Source organism: Corynebacterium sp. 122RC1 (genome assembly GCF_024580955.1).
Classification (GTDB): domain Bacteria; phylum Actinomycetota; class Actinomycetes; order Mycobacteriales; family Mycobacteriaceae; genus Corynebacterium; species Corynebacterium kozikiae.
This window is the reverse complement of record NZ_JANIKD010000002.1, coordinates 113,377-131,387: the sequence shown is the minus strand read 5'-3', so window position 1 is coordinate 131,387 and position 18,011 is coordinate 113,377. Positions and strand designations below refer to the sequence as shown.

Annotated in this window: 12 protein-coding genes; 1 reads left to right on the top strand and 11 read right to left on the bottom strand. The window is 60.1% G+C overall.

Annotated features, from left to right (window positions below; all coding sequences use genetic code 11):
* Positions 1 to 182: 182 nt before the first annotated feature.
* The 6 genes from rpsG to NQ050_RS01510 form a co-directional block, all read right to left on the bottom strand.
* Positions 183 to 650: a 30S ribosomal protein S7 gene (gene rpsG / locus NQ050_RS01535; RefSeq protein ID WP_257037487.1), complete on the bottom strand. Its 468-nt coding sequence runs from the start codon at positions 648 to 650 to the stop codon at positions 183 to 185.
* A gap of 3 nt (positions 651 to 653) precedes the next feature.
* Entirely contained in the window at positions 654 to 1,025 is a 372-nt protein-coding gene (gene rpsL, locus NQ050_RS01530; RefSeq protein ID WP_025251882.1) for a 30S ribosomal protein S12, read from the bottom strand.
* A gap of 419 nt (positions 1,026 to 1,444) precedes the next feature.
* Positions 1,445 to 2,536 (bottom strand): sn-glycerol-3-phosphate ABC transporter ATP-binding protein UgpC, encoded by a 1,092-nt coding sequence (locus NQ050_RS01525; RefSeq protein WP_257037485.1) that lies wholly within the window; start codon positions 2,534 to 2,536, stop codon positions 1,445 to 1,447.
* A 35-nt stretch (positions 2,537 to 2,571) separates the two neighbouring features.
* Positions 2,572 to 3,873, bottom strand: coding sequence for an ABC transporter substrate-binding protein (locus NQ050_RS01520; protein ID WP_257037560.1), 1,302 nt, complete (start codon positions 3,871 to 3,873; stop codon positions 2,572 to 2,574).
* 104 nt (positions 3,874 to 3,977) lie between these two features.
* The gene (locus tag NQ050_RS01515; protein ID WP_257037559.1) at positions 3,978 to 4,763 is read right to left on the bottom strand and encodes a carbohydrate ABC transporter permease; all 786 of its coding nucleotides are present in this window, start codon (positions 4,761 to 4,763) and stop codon (positions 3,978 to 3,980) included.
* A gap of 98 nt (positions 4,764 to 4,861) precedes the next feature.
* Positions 4,862 to 5,713, bottom strand: coding sequence for a carbohydrate ABC transporter permease (locus tag NQ050_RS01510; RefSeq protein ID WP_257037558.1), 852 nt, complete (start codon positions 5,711 to 5,713; stop codon positions 4,862 to 4,864).
* A gap of 247 nt (positions 5,714 to 5,960) precedes the next feature.
* Here NQ050_RS01510 and chrA point away from each other — a divergent pair, with 247 nt between their 5' ends.
* Entirely contained in the window at positions 5,961 to 7,076 is a 1,116-nt protein-coding gene (gene chrA / locus NQ050_RS01505; RefSeq protein WP_257037484.1) for a chromate efflux transporter, read from the top strand.
* Between the two features lie 437 nt (positions 7,077 to 7,513).
* Here chrA and NQ050_RS01500 read toward each other — a convergent pair whose 3' ends face one another.
* The 5 genes from NQ050_RS01500 to NQ050_RS01480 form a co-directional block, all read right to left on the bottom strand.
* Entirely contained in the window at positions 7,514 to 7,648 is a 135-nt protein-coding gene (locus tag NQ050_RS01500; protein WP_257037483.1) for a hypothetical protein, read from the bottom strand.
* Between the two features lie 80 nt (positions 7,649 to 7,728).
* The gene (locus tag NQ050_RS01495; RefSeq protein WP_257037482.1) at positions 7,729 to 8,604 is read right to left on the bottom strand and encodes a VOC family protein; all 876 of its coding nucleotides are present in this window, start codon (positions 8,602 to 8,604) and stop codon (positions 7,729 to 7,731) included.
* Positions 8,605 to 8,645: 41 nt separating this feature from the next.
* Positions 8,646 to 9,749, bottom strand: a complete 1,104-nt coding sequence (locus NQ050_RS01490) for a Fic family protein (RefSeq protein WP_257037480.1) — start codon at positions 9,747 to 9,749, stop codon at positions 8,646 to 8,648.
* Between the two features lie 504 nt (positions 9,750 to 10,253).
* A complete protein-coding gene (locus NQ050_RS01485) occupies positions 10,254 to 14,264 on the bottom strand; it encodes a DNA-directed RNA polymerase subunit beta' (RefSeq protein WP_257037479.1) in 4,011 nt (1,336 codons plus the stop codon).
* Positions 14,265 to 14,394: 130 nt separating this feature from the next.
* On the bottom strand, positions 14,395 to 17,889 hold the full coding sequence (locus tag NQ050_RS01480) for a DNA-directed RNA polymerase subunit beta (RefSeq protein WP_257037477.1): 3,495 nt from the start codon (positions 17,887 to 17,889) through the stop codon (positions 14,395 to 14,397).
* Between the last annotated feature and the right edge of the window lie 122 nt (positions 17,890 to 18,011).

Sequence of the window (18,011 nt, the reverse complement as noted above, 5' to 3'; positions counted from 1 at the left end):
GCCTCGTTGTGGATTTGTGTCGCGTTCTATAGTGCCAAACCTGCGCCTTTTTCTCAGCGCAAGGTGGTACACACTCTAGGAAATACGCGAATGTCCCAACCTTGCAGCCCCCTGCCCGCCGCAACCAAGGGCGGACCTTGGGGGCGTCGGCAAGCGGAGCGAACAGGCTGGGACCATGCGAATTACCAGCGGTAATGAGCGAAGGCGCGGTTGGCCTCTGCCATCTTGTGGGTGTCCTCGCGGCGCTTCACGGAAGCACCGAGGCCGTTGGCTGCGTCCAGGATCTCGTTAGCAAGGCGCTCGATCATGGTGTTCTCACGACGCTGGCGGGTGAAGGTCACCAACCAACGCAGGGCGAGGGTGTTCGCACGTGCTGGGCGAACCTCAACTGGCACCTGGTAGGTAGCGCCACCCACGCGGCGGGAGCGAACCTCGAGGTCAGGCTTGATGTTGCCGAGGGCCTTCTCCAGGGTCAGAACTGGATCGGTTCCGGTCTTCTCCTTGCAGATGTCCAGTGCGCCGTACACGATGCGCTGCGCGGTGGACTTCTTGCCGTCCAGGAGAACCTTGTTCACGAGCTGGGTAACAACCTCAGATCCGTAGATTGGATCCTTGACTACTGGGCGCTTTGGAGCTGCATTCTTACGCATTGATTACTTCTCCTTCTTTGCGCCGTAGCGGGAACGAGCCTGCTTACGGTCCTTCACACCCTGGGTATCCAGAGCGCCACGGATGATCTTGTAGCGAACACCTGGGAGGTCCTTCACACGACCGCCACGCACGAGCACCATGGAGTGCTCCTGGAGGTTGTGGCCCTCACCTGGGATGTAAGCGGAAACCTCGATGCCGGAGGTCAGGCGCACACGGGCAACCTTACGCAGAGCGGAGTTAGGCTTCTTAGGAGTAGTGGTGTACACACGGGTGCACACGCCACGACGCTGAGGGGAACCCTTCAGAGCTGCAGTTTTCACCTTTGCAGTCTTATCGTGGCGGCCCTTGCGGACGAGCTGCTGAATAGTTGGCATGAACCGTCTTTCTAGAAACTTCTAATACGTTTTCCTGTGCTTACCTAGGAGTCAAGCGCGGAGCGAGGCCGGACGGCGAGCTGCGGGCTGCGAGCTGGGCGTTGCCGCCCGCGCACATCCGACCGGGAAATTAACCCAGACAAACCAAAAAAGGGGCTCTTTTCCGGGGCCGCTTCCGCACTTTCCTAGAACATCCATGGCTGCTCACACAGCCAGAATGACAGGCTCCCACATATGCACATGGGACTTCCCGAGACCCTATCACACGCCGCGGGGGTTGCAAAATATTTCTTTTTCTCTTGTTCCTTACAGAGCCCTTCCGACGCCCTTCCGACGCCGCCAGCGCCCGCACCTGACAGCGCGGCAGGGTCGGTACGGTGGTGGCTGTGCGGTGGGCTGGTTGATGTCTTGATTGCCTTTTAGCGGATGCGCTGGCCCGTTGTGGCGTCGAACAGGTAGAGGTGCATCGGGTCCACCTCAACCCGAATGGTTTGCCCCTCATGGACACTGCTGTGGGGGTCGAACACAATAACGTTGCCAAAGTTGTTGCTGGTGTTGTGCAGCGAGGGGTGTTCGCAGTAAGCGTAGGCCTCGTGGCCGAGCTCTTCCACGTGGGAAACCTTAAGTTCCAGGCCGGTTGAATGCCCGCTTTCGGTGATTCGCAGGTGTTCCGGACGCACACCCGCGAGAATTTGCCCGTTAGCCTGGGCCCGCTGCTGCGGGGTGATGGGTACGGTGATGTTTCCCAGGGCAACGCCCTGCTCCGTGAGTGTTGTGTCAAAGAGATTCATTGCCGGCGAGCCGATAAAGCCTGCTACGAAGGCATTCGCGGGGTCATTGTAGAGTTCTTTTGGCGGCGCTACCTGCTGGAGCGTGCCGGACTTCAGCACCGCTACCCTATCCCCCATGGTCATGGCCTCCACCTGGTCATGGGTGACATAGACCGTGGTGGTACCCAGGCGCTTTTGCAGCGCAGACACCTGCGCGCGAGTAGATACCCGCAGTTTGGCGTCCAGATTGGAAAGTGGTTCGTCCATGCAGAACACTGCGGGATCACGCACGATCGCCCGGCCCATTGCCACGCGCTGGCGCTGTCCACCGGAAAGCTGCGCGGGTTTGCGCCCCAACAGAGGCGTGAGTTCCAACATTTCCGCAGCCTCGGCCACCTTTGCCTGCACATCGGACTTGGCCATGCCCAGGTTGCGCAGGGCAAAACCCATATTCTGAGCAACCGTCATGTTGGGGTACAGCGCGTAGTTTTGGAACACCATGGCGATATCTCGCCCGATTGGGCTGAGCCCCGTGGCGTCGGTGCCGTTGATGAGGATGCGGCCTGCGTCGGTAGGCTCAAGCCCCGCGAGCATCCGCAGCGAGGTGGATTTACCACACCCGGAAGGGCCAACCAGTACCAAAAATTCGCCGTCGGCGATATCCAGATTGAGCTGATCCACCGCCGGCGGATTGCCTTTTTGGTACGTTCTGGTGACGTTTTCAAAACTTACGCTTGCCACGTGGTTGGCCTTTCAACGGATGGGGTGGGTGCTACTTAGAGGTTGGGCTTGATCTGGACGTCGTAGATGGACTGCACATCCTTTTGCAGTTCATCCATGGTTTCGGTGACGTCCGCACCCTGGACCAGGATCTTTTCAAACGCGCCGCCAATGCGGGTGTCTGCGCCAGGGATGAACACGCGCGCGTAATCCTGGGAACGGGTATGCGGCAACTGGTCAAGCGCGGTCTGGTAGTTCGGGTTCTCCTCCAGGAATGCCTTCTGCTCAGGGTCGCTGGCGGCGTCCTTGCGCACTGGCATGTACCCCACCTCGCGGGACCAGTAGGTGGTGTTTCGCAGGTTGGTGATGAAGTCGATGAACTTCGCTGCAGCCACCTTGCGTTCTTGGGAAATACCAGCGGGGATCGCCAGGCCGGCACCGCCGGTGGGGCAGCCGCCGTCGCCGTTGGGGTTCGGCAGGGCCGCGGTGCCCACCTCAAAGGTGGAATCCGCCAGGATGCCGGAGAGATCGCCGGTAGAAGCGATTGCCGAGGCCGCAAGCCCCGCGGAGAAATCCTGCACATGGTTTGCGGAAACGCGAGCGTAGCCGCCGTCAGCGGCGGTATCACGCAGCCACTCCACGGATTTGATGGTTGCTGGGTCGTTGAACTTCAAATCCCAGCCGTCAGAGTAGGAGCCGCCGAGCGTCCACATTGGCCCCTCGAAGGTCCAGGCCAGGTAGTCTGCGGCGTTGCCCCAGACGTGACCCACCTGGTTGGCGTCCAGAGTTTCCTTGAGCTTGGCGCCCCACTCATCCATCTCCTCCCAGGACTCCGGGCCACGATCAGGCAGGCCTGCGGCAGCCCACATCTCCTTGTTGTAGTAGAACAGCGGAGTGGAGCGGGCGAATGGGAAGGCATAGTAGTTGCCATCCAACTCGTAGTCACCGTAGAGGGAGTCAACGTAAGTGGAAGGATCGATGCCGGCCTCGGCGACCAGCTCGTTGACCGGTGTGATCTGTTTGTTCAGGGCAAAGTTGAACCACCAGACGTCGGAAAGCACCACGATGTCCGGCAGGTCGGTGCCGGTCAGCGCCGCGTTGAACTTCTGGGCGAGCTCCTCGTAGTTCTTACCGCCGTCTACCAAGTTGATCGTGATGCCTGGGTTTTCCTGCTCGAAGCGAGAGATGAGCTCCAGCTCCACGTCCTTGGACTTCGCGGGGTGATTGGACCACCAGGTCAGGGAGGTCACTTCCCCGCTGCCACCAGCTGCGGAGGAATCGCCGGAAGCTGCTTCCGGTGCTGTGGAGGAGGTGCCGGCGCAGGCCGCGAGGGTTGCCGAACCACCGGCCACACCCATGATGGCCAGGAAGTTGCGGCGGGAGAGCTTGAGGTTGTTTGCAGACACGAAAGTGCTCCTTATTTGCGAGTGTTTGTGTGCGATCAGGATGTGTAGCCGAGGTGCTAGCCCTTGACTGCACCCGTGGTCAGGCCCTTAATCATGTATTTCTGTAGGGCCAGGAAGATGATGAGAACTGGGACGATGGTGAGGATGGTTGCCGCCATCACCGGACCCCAGTTGGTCACGCCGTCGTTGTTTTGCAACATGGTGAGGCCGATGGGCAGGGTTGCTACGGCCTCGGTGTCGGACATAATGAACGGCCACAAGTACTGGTTCCATTCATTGACCATGGTGATCACCGCGAATGCTGAAAGCGTGGGCAGAGAAACCGGTAACAGCACTCGGGTGAGCAACTTGATCGGCCCGGCGCCGTCCATGCGGGCGGCTTCCACGAGCTCATGAGGGAGCGAAAGGAAGTGGTTGCGCATCAGGAAGGTGCCAAAGGCCACACCCGCCAGCGGCACGATGATGCCCTGGAAGGTGTTGCGCCACCCGAGACCGTTGACCAGCGCGTAATTGGAAATCACCGTGATCTCGCTGGGCACCATGAGCGCCGAGATCACCACGATGAACACCAAATTGTGGCCCGGGAAACGCAGGATCGCCAGCGCGTAGGCCGAAAGCACACCGAGGACCACCTTCACCACGCAAAGCACCACCGTGACGATGATCGAGTTGCGCAAGTACTGCCAGAAGGGGACGTCGGTAAGCGCTGTGTGATAGTTGCTCCACTCGAAGCTCGACGGCCACCATGTGACCGGCTGTGTGTAGATCTCCTGGCGCATCTTGAGACTGGTCAGGACGATCCACAGCAGCGGCAGGCCCACCATCAAAAGGGCGCAGGCCATTCCGACGTAACCAGCTGTCTTCTTCACTAGTTCCAGCCGAGCCGCGCGGCTGGCGTGCCGGGTTTCGCCGCTTTGGCTGGCGTGCGTATTGGCGTAGCTCATCGCTGCCTCCTATCCATGATGCGCACTTGCACCAACGTGATTGCCAGGAGGATAAGGAACAAGATGGTGGCCACTGTTGCCCCGTATCCGGCGCGGAAGTTGTGGAAGGTTTCAAAGTAGACCTGGAACACCAGGGTTTGCGTGCCATTTCCCTGTGGGCCGCCGCGGGTCATGACGTTGATGATGTCGAAAACCTGCACCGAGTTGAGGGTGACGGTGATGGAGAGGAAGAAGGTGGTGGGGCGCAGTTGCGGCAGCGTGACCCTGGTGAACTTGGTCCACCATTTCGCGCCATCAACCAGCGCGGCTTCATCCAGATTCTTGTCCAGGCCCTGCAGCGCGGCGAGGTAGATCACGAAGGTGTAGCCCAGGTTCTTCCACACGAAGGTGAAGGTCACCATCACCAGTGCCCATGAGGGGATCTGGTAGAAATTCGGGGCCGTCACACCGACCCGTTGCAGGAGGTCTTGGACGAGCCCGAAGTTGGGGTCGAAGATAAATTGGAAGGCGATGCCCACGGCCGCCCCGGAGATGGCGAAGGGGGCGAAAATCACCGAGCGCGTAAAGTTGCGCCCCTTGAGCTTTTGGTCCAGCAGCAGCGCCAGTACAAGACCCAACACCATCGAGCCCACCACGGCAAAGAACGTAAAGAACAAGGTGTTCTTGAGGACCACCAGGGTGTCTGGCCTGGTGAACCACTCACGATAGTTGGCCAACCCGATGAATCGGGAGGTGGGGCTCGAGATATTCCACTCAAAGAAGCTCAGCCGAATGTTGTCCAGCAGCGGCCGGTAGGTGAACACCGCGAGCAGCACGAGGTTGGGCAGCAAGAACAAGGCAGCCAGCAACCACTCCCTGGTGAGGAGCGTGCGTTCGCTCGGCGCTGACTTTGTTGCCTTTGGCTGGGCGGTCTGGGCTGGTTGGCCGGACTGACCGGGCTGGGCGGACTTGACGGACTGGACATCGGACACAAAGAAGAACTTTCTCAGCGGAAAATGAACTCCCGGGGGCGCTGAGGTGAAACGTTTTGGTCAAGTAGGTAAGCAATAGGGTGTAGCTCACCTCCTGCACCGCGATCCGCCTAGCATCAAGGGCATGGCTGGAACCCTGCGCGCGTCGATAGACGTCCTGAAAGCGTTTACCCTGCTTGGCCTCACGAGTTTCGGCGGCCCCACCGCCCACCTTGGCTACTTCCGCCAAGAATTTGTGGCCAAGCGCCGCTGGCTTTCGGACGCGAGCTACGCCGACATCGTTGCGCTGTGCCAGTTTCTGCCGGGGCCCGCGTCGAGCCAGGTGGGCATGGCGATCGGGTGGCGCCGCTCCGGTGGCCTGGGGATGCTCGCAGCGTTTGTGGGCTTCACGGCGCCGTCGGCGGTGATTATGGCGGCGGCCACCTCCCTCCCCTTCCTCGAAAACGCCACCAAAGGCCTCATGGCCGCTGCCGTCGCCGTGGTGGTGATCGCGCTAATCGCCATGGCAAAAACGCTCGCGAGCACCGTGCCCTCCGCCCTGATCGCACTCGCAACCGCCGCCGCCCTCATCGCCGCGCCGCACGCCTGGATGCAACTCTTCTGCATCGCAGCCGGGGCGCTGATCTCTCTTATGCTTCCCGACGCCCCCAGCACCCCCACTTCCCCACCGCCTGCGGGGCGCGTCGGGTGGGCTCCGGTCGCGGCGATCGCGCTGGTGGCACTGCTGATCGCATCTTCCTTCTTCTGGTGGGGCCCGTACCTGCGGGCGGGCGCGTTGGTGTTTGGCGGCGGGCACGTGGTGCTGCCCATGCTGGAGGCGGATCTGGTGCTCACTCAACTCGACGCCCCCACCTTCCTCGCCGGCTACGGCCTCGCGCAGGCAATGCCTGGGCCCCTGTTTACGCTGGCCAGCTACCTCGGCGCGGCAACCGGCGGCGCATGGGGCGCACTCGTGGCAACCCTGGCGATCTTCGCGCCCTCATTCCTCCTGCTCGCCGCAATCATGCCCGTATGGACACGCCTCGCTGCGCTCGCCTGGATCCAACGTGCCCTGCGCGGCATCAACGCAGCCGTCGTGGGGCTGCTCGGCGCGGCGCTCTGGGACCCCGTGATCGCACACGGAATCACCGACCTCACCAGCGCCCTCATTGCTGCCGCCGCCGGCATTTTCCTTTGGCGCGGCGCCCCTGCCTGGGCCGTAGTCCTCGCCGCTGGGTTCGTGGGGATGGTTGTGAGCTAAGCGGAGCTTCGGGCTGGGTGTTGGGGTGAGGGCGGAGCGTTTGCGGCGTGGCACGCCCTAAGCAGGACACCTTTGGTGATATTCGTGCAGGGAAATAGAAAGGTGTCCTCCTAAGGGCGCGCGGGGTGGTGGGGTTGGCGCGGGCGAACCCTAACCAGGACACCTTGCGCCAAACCCGCACCGGAACACCGAAACGTGTCCTCCTTAGGGCGCAAGGGCCGGCATCCAGCAGAAAAACCCTAACCAGGACACCTTGCGCAAAAAACGGTGCAGCCGAACCGAAAGGTCCTGGTTAGGGCGCGCCACTCTAGAGTTACCGAACCGGGGCTCATTTGGCGCAACAAAAAGTGCCCTGCCGAAGCAGGGCACTTTCCTTGAACCGCAACGCCGCGGGGCGCCTGAATTGTGGGGCGCTGGCGGCGTCGGGAAGCGTGTTCTTAGACGGAGAACAGCGGAGCGTTGATCAGCGCAGAGATGCCGGTGAAGATTGGGGCCCACTGTGCGTAGAAGTTGAAGATCTCTGGAAGAGAGGAGGTGAAGCCTTCAACGAGGATGGGGATAGGAATGATCATGAGGTCTCCTTAGTAGTGATGAAACTTTCTTAAAGGATTCTAACTGATGGAGGGCGAAAGTGTGAGCTCGTGGGGTGGGGTTAGAAGTCGGCGATGATGATTTTGCCCATTCTCATGAGCTTTTCATAGGCGCCGGGGCGGGACATGAGTTCGTCGAGGTTGTCGGGGACGATTTCCCAGGCGAGGCCGAACTCGTCGCGCAACCAGCCGCAGCGCTCTGCCTCGGGGACCGCGGAGAGGGCATTCCAGTAGCGATCAAGCTGCTCCTGGCCGTGGGCGTTGACGAGGAGGGCGAGGCCGCAGTCGAAGTCGAAGTCCTGGGGCACCGCGGAATCCATCGCGCCGAACTTCTGACCGGCAAGGGTGAAGGTGGAAAACACTACGGAATCCTTTGTGATCACGCCGCCGAGCTCATGGCCAAAATCAGCATAGGTGACCACCTGCTCGATCGCGGAGCCGTCGATCACCTCCACATAACGCTGAATCGCCTCATGAGCACGGTTCTGGGCGCGGCCGCAGAACATCAGGCTCGGGTAAATGTAGGTCTCCGCATCCGGGGAGGTCATGAGCTGCCAAGACACGCCGAACTTATCCTCCACCCAGCCGTAGAAGGGGTTGAAGGGGTATTCCGCCAAGTCCATCAGCACCCTTCCCCCCTCATGGAGACCGTCCCACAGCGCTTGGGTGAGCTGCTTGTTTGCGCTGGTCACCATGAAGCTGATGGAGGGGTTCGGACGGAAAGTATCATCCGCATTGATGAGGGTGAGCTGGTAGCCCTGAATCTCCACATCCACCGTGAGCGGCTGGCCCGCCATCGGCTGCTGAAAATCCAGCAGGCCCTCCGTGGGATAGCGCACCACGTTCGTAATCTCGGTGTTGGGGAAGATTGTTGCGTAGTGTTCAGCCACCTCAAGGGCGTTGCTGTTGCACCAGATATTCGGCACGATCGTTTGCATGGGTGTCATGTTACTCGGGGGTGAGTTTGGGATTGCGTGCTCTACGCGCGAGTGAGTACAGAGAGCGCCTTGTCATTGATGAATAGGCGTTCACGGCCCACCTTCACATCGCTTAGTAGGCCTGCCTCAGTCAAGGAATTCAGCCACGCCGTAGCCTGCTGACGCTTCACCAGACCAGCTTCAACAACATTGGAGATGCGCAGGTAAGGATTAATGAATAGCAGTTCTGCCAAATCTTTAGCCGGGCCGATTCCAACTCCGCGAATGGCGTCTGCCACTTCATCTTGGGCATCTCGGAGATCGTTTATGAGCGCTAGCGCGTTGCGTGCGGATGATTCCACTGCCCTAACCATGAACAAAACCCAAGCTTCCCAATTCCCTTCAGACGTAACCTCCCGTAAAAGTCGGTAGTACTCGGACTTGTTTTCCACAATAAAGCCCGAAAGATACAGAACTGGAGCCGTCAAGAGCTCCTCTTGCATGAGCAACAGGATGTTTAGGATGCGTCCTGTGCGCCCGTTTCCGTCATGGAAAGGGTGGATGGCTTCAAACTGGTAGTGAGTCACTGCCATGAGAACAATGGGGTCAAGCCCATGGTCGGAATAGATGAACCTCTCCCACAACGCAAGATGATCAAGAATCACATCTCGCCCCTCCGGGGGCGTATAGATCCTCTTTGAGGCCTGTGAATCACCAATGTAGGTACCTGGAGTAGAGCGAATAGGCGATGGGCCTCCCTGAAGACTCTTACAAACCAATTCAGCAGTTCGGATTGAAAGCGGACGGCTTTCTAGAGCTCGAATCCCCTCATGGAGGGCGTTCTTATATCTAATCGCCTCCTTGGTGGCGGGACTAGGCGCCTGGTCCACCAGCCAGGCGGCACGGAAGAGTTCGTCATTCGTAGTGACTATATTTTCAATCTCGCTCGACGCTCGCGCCTCTCGCAGTGGGATCGTATTGGTGAGGACCAAAGGGTTCGGGATCAGCCGACATGCCATCTTAAGCTCCGCCAGTGCTTCTCGCGCCTTAATGACGTTCTTCAAAACTTGTGGGGTTTCTAATGGAACACCCGGCGGAAGGGGCGGCAACCCATTGAAGGGCTTGGCTGGGTCGAATGCTGGTTGATCTGGAAGAGTTTGGTACATATCCAAAGATTAAATATGTTGCGGTGATGTGTCGAATTTTCACTAAATATTCGACACATGGCCCAAGATGTCACAATGATAAACGCTTAGCTTCACCCAAGCAATTGTTTCAAAATTGGCCGACAACCTGCGAGTATCATCGGCATCGTTGCCCGCCTGGCAAGATATGTTTAGCCATTCGACACATCCTGCAAACGTGTCGAATTTTCTGGAAATATTCGACATATCAAGCCGAGTGCTCTCGGTGACGGTCTTGGATTGGCGCCCCGTCTCGGCGGGCAGCTGGCGGTGGCTTGGCGTTAAGCCGGAAGCATGAAACAACTCCGAAACAACTTGAAAGAACTTCCCCTCCCCTCATGGACACCGCCTGCCTCGCGCTGTCCCGCTTCCCCACTGCCACACCCCTATGCTCATGAGGGGAATGAAAATGCCCCTCATGGGCAATCCTGATTTCTCAGGATTGCCCATGAGGGGCGGGTTGCGCTCGCGATCTGCGAAGCGGCTTTAGAGGTCGAAGGCCTCGTCGAGTGGCACGGATGCGCCAGTGAATTCGCCGTAGCCGTCGTCGCCGTAGATCGAGTCGCCAAGGGTTGGGATCGAGTATGCGGCGTTGCGTGCAGCCTCGGTTGGCTTGACCGTGATGTTGCGGTAGCGGGCGATGCCGGTACCGGCTGGGATCAACTTACCGATGATCACGTTTTCCTTCAGGCCGATGAGCTTGTCGGAACGCTTGTTGATCGCGGCGTCGGTGAGCACGCGGGTGGTCTCCTGGAAGGAGGCCGCGGAGAGCCAGGACTCGGTTGCCAGGGAGGCCTTGGTAATACCCATGATCTCGGAACGCAGCTCTGCTGGCTGGCCGCCCTCTGCGATTGCCTCGGCGTTTGCTGCCTTAGCCTCGGAGAGATCCACCAGGGTGCCTGGGAGGAACTCGGTGGAACCGGATTCGATCACGGTGCCGCGGCGCAGCATCTGGCGGATGATGATCTCGATGTGCTTGTCGTGGATAGCCACACCCTGGGCGCGGTACACGTCCTGCACCTCGTCCACCAGGTGCTGCTCCACACCACGGCGGCCGAGCACCTCGAGCACGTCGTGCGGATCAGCAGGACCACGCAGGAGACGCTGGCCAACCTCTACGTGGTCGCCCTCAGCCAGGGTGCGCTCAATGAACGCACCTGGGTTGGACTCCATTGGCACGCGAGTAGATGCCAAGCCTTGGCGCTTGGACAGCTTCTCGTACACGACGTTATCGGATCCGTCGTCCGGCGTAATTGTGAGGGTGTAGAAGTTGCCTTCATCTTCCAAGTGCACGGTGCCCGCCACGGAGGCGATTGGGGCTCGGTTCTTTGGCACGCGGGCCTCGAACAGCTCTTGGACACGTGGGAGACCACCGGTGATGTCGCCACCCACACCACCTTGGTGGAAGGTACGCATGGTGAGCTGGGTACCAGGCTCACCAATGGACTGTGCAGCCACGATGCCCACTGCCTCGCCGATGTCCACCAGCTTGCCGGTGGCCATGGACTTGCCGTAGCACTTTGCACACACACCGGTTGGGGTCTGGCAGGTGAGCACGGAGCGCACCTTGACCTCTTCGATACCTGCTGCAACGAGCTCATCAATCATTGGGTCGGTGAGGTTTTCACCGGCTGCAACCAACACGTTGCCGTCGGAATCCTTGATGTCGGTGGCCACCACACGCCCGGAGACGGAAGTCTCGATGAGGGTGTGTGCGGAGTAGCCGGTGACGTTGCCCTCAGCGTCCTTGTTTGCCACCGCAACTGGTACGCGGATGCCCTGGCGGGTGCCGCAGTCTTCTTCGCGAACGATGACGTCCTGTGCCACGTCCACGAGACGGCGGGTGAGGTAGCCGGAGTCTGCGGTACGCAGAGCGGTGTCGGCCAGGCCCTTACGGGAACCGTGGGAGTTGTTGAAGTACTCCAGCACCGAAAGACCTTCACGGAAGGAGGTCTTGATTGGGCGGGTGATGTAGTCACCCTTGGAGTTCACAACCATGCCCTTCATGCCGGCAAGGGTCCAGATCTGGCGCATGTTACCTGCTGCACCGGACTTCACGATCATAGGGATCGGGTTGTCATCTGGGTACAGTTCCTCAACTGCCTTACCAACCTCGTCGGTGGCGTTCTTCCACAGCTCCACCAGGCGGTCGTAGCGCTCACGCTCGGTGAGTGCACCCTGCTCGTAGAACTTGCGCTCGATCTTGCGGGCCTCGGACTCGTATGCCTCAAGCATTTCGTTCTTGTTTGGCAGGACGAGCACGTCGGACATCGCGATGGTCACACCGGAACGGGTTGCCCAGTAGAAGCCGGCGTCCTTCATCTTGTCCATGGTCTGTGCCACGGTGATCATTGGGTACTTGGCAGCGAGGTCGTTGATGACGTCGCCGAGCATGATCTTGTCCGTGCCGCCACCCTTACGAACCATCACACCTTCGAGGTATGGGTAGTTCCATGGGAGGAGGTCGTTGAACATCACGCGGCCCAGGGTGGTGTCTGCAAGCCAGGTTTCACCCTGCTTCCAACCATCTGGGAACTGCTCTGCCTCAACATCTGCCGGTGGGCGCAGGTGGGAGATGCGCACCTTGATCTTGGCCTGCAGGCCAAGCACGCCGCGGTCGTAGGCCATGATGGCCTCAGCGTAGGAGGAGTACACACCCGTTGCTGGGCCCTGCTCGTTTGCCGGAGCGTAGGCGCCCTGGCCGCCGAATTCCTGCGCACCCTTGTCCATGGTGAGGTAGTACAGGCCGGTCACCATGTCCAGACGTGGCATGGCCAGCGGCTTGCCGGATGCTGGGGAGAGGATGTTGTTGGAGGCGAGCATGAGCACGCGCGCCTCAGCCTGTGCCTCAGCGGACAGTGGCAGGTGGACTGCCATCTGGTCACCGTCGAAGTCAGCGTTGAACGCCTCACAAGCAAGCGGGTGCAGCTGGATTGCCTTGCCTTCGATGAGCTTTGGCTCGAAGGCTTGGATACCCAGGCGGTGCAGGGTTGGTGCGCGGTTGAGCATCACTGGGTGCTCGGCAATTGCCTCTTCGAGCACGTCCCACACCTCTGGGCGCTGGCGCTCCACCATGCGCTTTGCGCTCTTGATGTTCTGCGCGTAGGAGTTTTCCACCAGGCGCTTCATCACGAACGGCTTGAACAGCTCCAAAGCCATGAGCTTAGGCAGACCACACTCGTGCAGCTTGAGCTGCGGACCAACGATGATCACGGAGCGGCCGGAGTAGTCCACGCGCTTACCCAGCAGGTTCTGGCGGAATCGGCCCTGCTTGCCCTTGAGCAGGTCGCTCAGGGACTTCAGTGGGCGGGTACCTGGGCCGGTCACTGGGCGGCCGCGACGGCCGTTATCGAACAGCGCGTCCACGGACTCCTGCAGCATGCGCTTCTCATTGTTCACGATGATCTCAGGGGCACCGAGATCGATCATGCGCTTGAGGCGGTTGTTGCGGTTGATCACACGACGGTAGAGGTCGTTGAGGTCTGAGGTTGCAAAACGGCCACCGTCGAGCTGCACCATTGGGCGAAGCTCAGGCGGGATCACTGGGATGCAATCCAGCACCATGCCTGCGGGGTCGTTGCCGGAGCGCTGGAACGCTGCCACAACCTTGAGACGCTTCAGGGCGCGGATCTTCTTCTGGCCCTTGCCGTTGTTGATGATCTCGCGCAGGACCTCGGCCTCGGCGTCGAGGTCGAAGTTGCGGATCAGGGTCTGGATGGCCTCTGCGCCCATGCCGCCGGTGAAGTAATCCTCGTAGCGGTCAACGAGCTCCTCGTAGATGGTCTCATCGATGATCATCTCCTTTGGAGCAAGCTTCACAAAGGTGTTCCAGATTTCATCGAGGCGATCGATCTCACGCTCGGCGCGCTCGCGGATGTGCTGCATTTCCTTCTCAGCAGCCTTGCGCACCTTGTTGGAGGCGTCGGCCTTTGCACCGGCAGCCTCCAGCTCGGCGAGGTCTTCTTCAAGCTTCTGGGCGCGCTCTGCGATCTCGGACTCTGCATCTGCCTCAACGTCCTTCTTCTCCAGGAGCATCTCTGCTTCCAGGGTGGAGAGGTCGTTGTGGCGGGCTTCCTCATCAACGCTGGTGATGATGTTCGCAGCGAAGTAGATGATGCGCTCCAGGTCCTTTGGCGCGAGGTCCAAAAGGTAGCCCAGGCGGGAAGGCACGCCCTTGAAGTACCAAATGTGGGTCACTGGTGCAGCGAGCTCGATGTGGCCCATGCGCTCACGGCGGACCTTGGACTTGGTCACCTCAACGCCACAGCGCTCACAGATGATGCCCTTGTAGCGCACGCGCTTGTACTTGCCACACTGGCACTCCCAGTCACGGGTGGGGCCGAAGATGCGCTCGCAGAACAGGCCGTCCTTCTCTGGCTTGAGGGTGCGGTAGTTGATGGTCTCCGGCTTCTTGACCTCGCCCTTGGACCAACGGCGGATGTCGTCGGCAGTGGCCAGGCCGATGCGGAGCTCGTCGAAGAAGTTGACGTCTAGCACGTAACTCCCTTTCCCCCAGGGTTTTCTGGGGATCGTAAATGAATCTTAAAAAGGACTGTTTCCGCCTACCAGGTGTGCAGCGCTGCCCAGCCCCGTGGGGCCGCAACGCCGCAGCCTGGCAGACCTGGCGTTAGGCGATGTCGGCGTCGGAACGCTCGTCGCGCGAGAGGTTAATGCCCAACGACGCACCCGCTTGGTCGAATTCGTCGTCGTCAGAGCCGGACAGTTCCATCGGGGTGCCGTCTGCGGAGAGGACCTCCACGTTCAGGCACAGGGACTGAAGCTCCTTGAGCAGCACCTTGAAGGACTCGGGGATGCCCGGATCTGGGATGTTCTCGCCCTTCACGATTGCCTCGTACACCTTCACGCGGCCCACCACGTCATCGGACTTGATGGTGAGCAGCTCCTGGAGCGTGTAGGCAGCGCCGTATGCCTGCATTGCCCACACCTCCATTTCGCCGAAGCGCTGACCACCGAACTGTGCCTTACCACCCAGTGGCTGCTGGGTAATCATGGAGTATGGGCCGGTGGAGCGTGCGTGAATCTTCTCATCAACCAGGTGGTGCAGCTTCAGGATGTACATGTAGCCAACCGAGACTGGGTATGGGAAAGGTTCACCGGAGCGGCCGTCGAAGAGCTGGGCCTTGCCGTCGGAGTCCACCATCACGTCGCCGTCGCGGTTCGGGCGGGAGTTGGCGAGCAGGCCGGCGAGCTCCTCATTGGAAGCGCCGTCGAACACTGGGGTTGCGGTGAGGGAGCCAGCAGGAACGCTGTAGAGATCCTCAGGCAGCATGTTCATCAGCTCGGCGTTTGCTGGGTCCTGGGTGTCAATCTCCCAGCCTGCGGCTGCGAGCCAACCCAGGTGAACCTCAAGCACCTGGCCGATGTTCATACGGCGTGGCACACCGTGGGTGTTCAGGATGATGTCCACTGGGGTGCCGTCTGGCATGAACGGCATGTCTTCCTGAGGCAGGATCTTGCCAACCACACCCTTGTTGCCGTGGCGGCCGGCCAGCTTGTCGCCGTCCTGAATCTTGCGCTTCTGGGCAACGTAGACGCGGATCATCTCATTGACGCCTGGGGCCAGATCGTCGTCGTCTTCGCGGGAGAAGCGGCGAACGCCGATGACCTTACCGGTCTCACCGTGTGGCACCTTCATGGAGGTGTCACGCACCTCGCGGGACTTCTCACCGAAGATGGCGCGCAGCAGGCGCTCTTCTGGGGTGAGCTCGGTTTCACCCTTCGGGGTGACCTTGCCCACCAGGATGTCGCCGTCGCGGACGTCGGCACCAATGCGCACGATGCCACGCTCGTCAAGGTCCTTGAGCACGTCCTCGGAGACGTTCGGGATGTCGCGGGTGATCTCTTCGGCGCCCAGCTTGGTTTCGCGGGCGTCGATCTCATGCTCCTCGATGTGAATGGAGGTCAGGATGTCCTCTTCCACAAGGCGCTGGTTGAGGATGATTGCGTCCTCGTAGTTGTGGCCTTCCCATGGCATGAACGCCACCAGCAGGTTGCGGCCGAGTGCCATTTCACCGTTGTGGGTACCTGGGCCGTCAGCAATAACCTGGCCGGCTTCAACGCGGTCGCCGATGTTGACCAGCGGCTTCTGGTTGTAAGAGGTGCCCTGGTTGGTGCGCTCGAACTTGCGCAGCATGTAGGTATCGCGGATACCTTCATCGTCCATGATGGTGATGAAGTCAGCGGAGACATTCTCCACTGCACCAGACTTCTTGGAGATGATGAGGTCGCCCGCATCGTAGGCTGCGCGCTTTTCCATACCGGTGCCCACGAATGGAGCCTCAGAGCGGACCAGTGGCACAGCCTGGCGCTGCATGTTCGCGCCCATGAGGGCACGGTTTGCGTCGTCGTGCTCCAGGAACGGAATCATTGCGGTTGCCACGGACACCATCTGGCGTGGGGAGACGTCCATGTAGTCGATCTCAGTGCCGGAGACCACCTTGATCTCACCGTTCTTCACGCGCACGGTCACGCGGTCCTCGGTGATCTTGCCCTGGGCATCCACTGGGGTGTTTGCCTGGGCCACAACGTAGCGGTCTTCCTCGTCAGCGGTGAGGTAGTGCACCTCGTCGGTGACAACTCCGTCCACGACCTTGCGGTATGGGGTCTCAATGAAGCCGAAGGCGTTCACGCGGCCGTAGGAGGCCAGGGAGCCAATCAGACCGATGTTTGGACCTTCGGGGGTCTCAATTGGGCACATGCGGCCGTAGTGGGATGGGTGCACGTCGCGCACCTCAATGCCAGCGCGCTCACGGGACAGACCACCTGGGCCGAGTGCTGAGAGGCGGCGCTTGTGGGTGAGACCGGAAAGGGAGTTGTTCTGGTCCATGAACTGCGAGAGCTGGGAGGTACCAAAGAACTCGCGGATGGATGCAGACACTGGGCGCACGTTGATCAGGGAAGTAGGAGTGATGGACTCCGCATCCTGGGTGGTCATGCGCTCGCGAACCACGCGCTCCATACGGGAAAGACCCACGCGGACCTGGTTCTGGATGAGCTCACCGACGGTACGCAGACGACGGTTACCAAAGTGGTCAATGTCATCCGTCTCCACCGGAATGACCTCGCCGGTTGGGCTGGTCATCGTGGTCTCACCTGCGTGCAGGCGCACCAGGTACTCGATGGTGGTGGCGATGTCTTCTTCGGTGAGGGTCAGCAAGCCCTCGTTGTCCCCACCCAAGCCGAGCTTGCGGTTGACCTTGTAGCGGCCCACCTTGGCGAGGTCGTAGCGCTTTGCGCGGAAGAAGGAGTTGTCCAGCAAAGACTGTGCGAGGTCGCGGGTTGGCTGCTCGCCTGGACGCTGCTTGCGGTAGATCTCCAACAGGGCTTCGTCGGTATTTGCCACACCGTCTGCCTCGAGGGTGGACATCATGATTTCGGAGAAGCCGAAACGCTCAGTGATCTGCTCAGTGGTCCAACCGAGGGCCTTGAGCAGCACAGTTACGGGCTGGCGGCGCTTGCGGTCGATGCGCACGCCGACGGTGTCGCGCTTGTCCACATCGAACTCGAGCCACGCACCGCGGGAAGGGATCACCTTCACGGCATGCAGTGGACGCTCGGTGGACTTATCGATCGTCTGATCAAAGTACACACCTGGGGAGCGCACGAGCTGGGACACCACAACACGCTCAGTGCCGTTCACGATGAACGTGCCCTTGTCCGTCATCATTGGGAAGTCGCCAATGAACACGGTCTGGGACTTAATTTCCTGGGTGTCGTTGTTAATGAACTCAGCGGTCACATACAGTGGCGCGGAGTAGTTGATGTCCTTGTCTTTACACTCATCAATGGTGTTCTTCATGTCCTCGAAGCGTGGCTCCGAGAGAGACAAAGACATGTTGCCGGAGTAATCCTGGATAGGAGAAAGCTCCTCCAAGATATCCTCCAGTCCGCTTGTGACGCGGACGCCTTCACCCAACTCCTCCTGCTGACGTGCACGCCACTCAGGCGTACCAATCAGCCAAGCAAAGGAGTCGAGCTGAATATCAAGTAGTCCTGGGACCTCGATTGGTTCCGTGATCTTTGCGAACGAATAACGTTCCGGAGCCCCAGGGATTTCGGCCTTGGTCTGGCGGGAGACTGCCAAGATGGGTCCTTCCAGCACCTCACGCGGATGGCGGCCCCGCAATATTGGCCGCCAAAACCGCTGGTAATTGAGCATTTCGGTCTGCTGAGGGGCCCTCTTACCCACATAGCACGGAATGACCTTGTCAAATCCGGCTTTTT

What these genes read in the sequence shown, in the direction of transcription:
- NQ050_RS01515 (WP_257037559.1), bottom strand. Translation starts at nt 4,763, where the DNA reads ATGGCCTGCGCCCTTTTGATGGTGGGCCTGCCGCTGCTGTGGATCGTC.
- rpsG (WP_257037487.1), bottom strand. Translation starts at nt 650, where the DNA reads ATGCGTAAGAATGCAGCTCCAAAGCGCCCAGTAGTCAAGGATCCAATC.
- NQ050_RS01490 (WP_257037480.1), bottom strand. Translation starts at nt 9,749, where the DNA reads ATGTACCAAACTCTTCCAGATCAACCAGCATTCGACCCAGCCAAGCCC.
- NQ050_RS01520 (WP_257037560.1), bottom strand. Translation starts at nt 3,873, where the DNA reads ATGGGTGTGGCCGGTGGTTCGGCAACCCTCGCGGCCTGCGCCGGCACC.
- chrA (WP_257037484.1), top strand. Translation starts at nt 5,961, where the DNA reads ATGGCTGGAACCCTGCGCGCGTCGATAGACGTCCTGAAAGCGTTTACC.
- rpsL (WP_025251882.1), bottom strand. Translation starts at nt 1,025, where the DNA reads ATGCCAACTATTCAGCAGCTCGTCCGCAAGGGCCGCCACGATAAGACT.
- NQ050_RS01500 (WP_257037483.1), bottom strand. Translation starts at nt 7,648, where the DNA reads ATGATCATTCCTATCCCCATCCTCGTTGAAGGCTTCACCTCCTCTCTT.
- NQ050_RS01495 (WP_257037482.1), bottom strand. Translation starts at nt 8,604, where the DNA reads ATGCAAACGATCGTGCCGAATATCTGGTGCAACAGCAACGCCCTTGAG.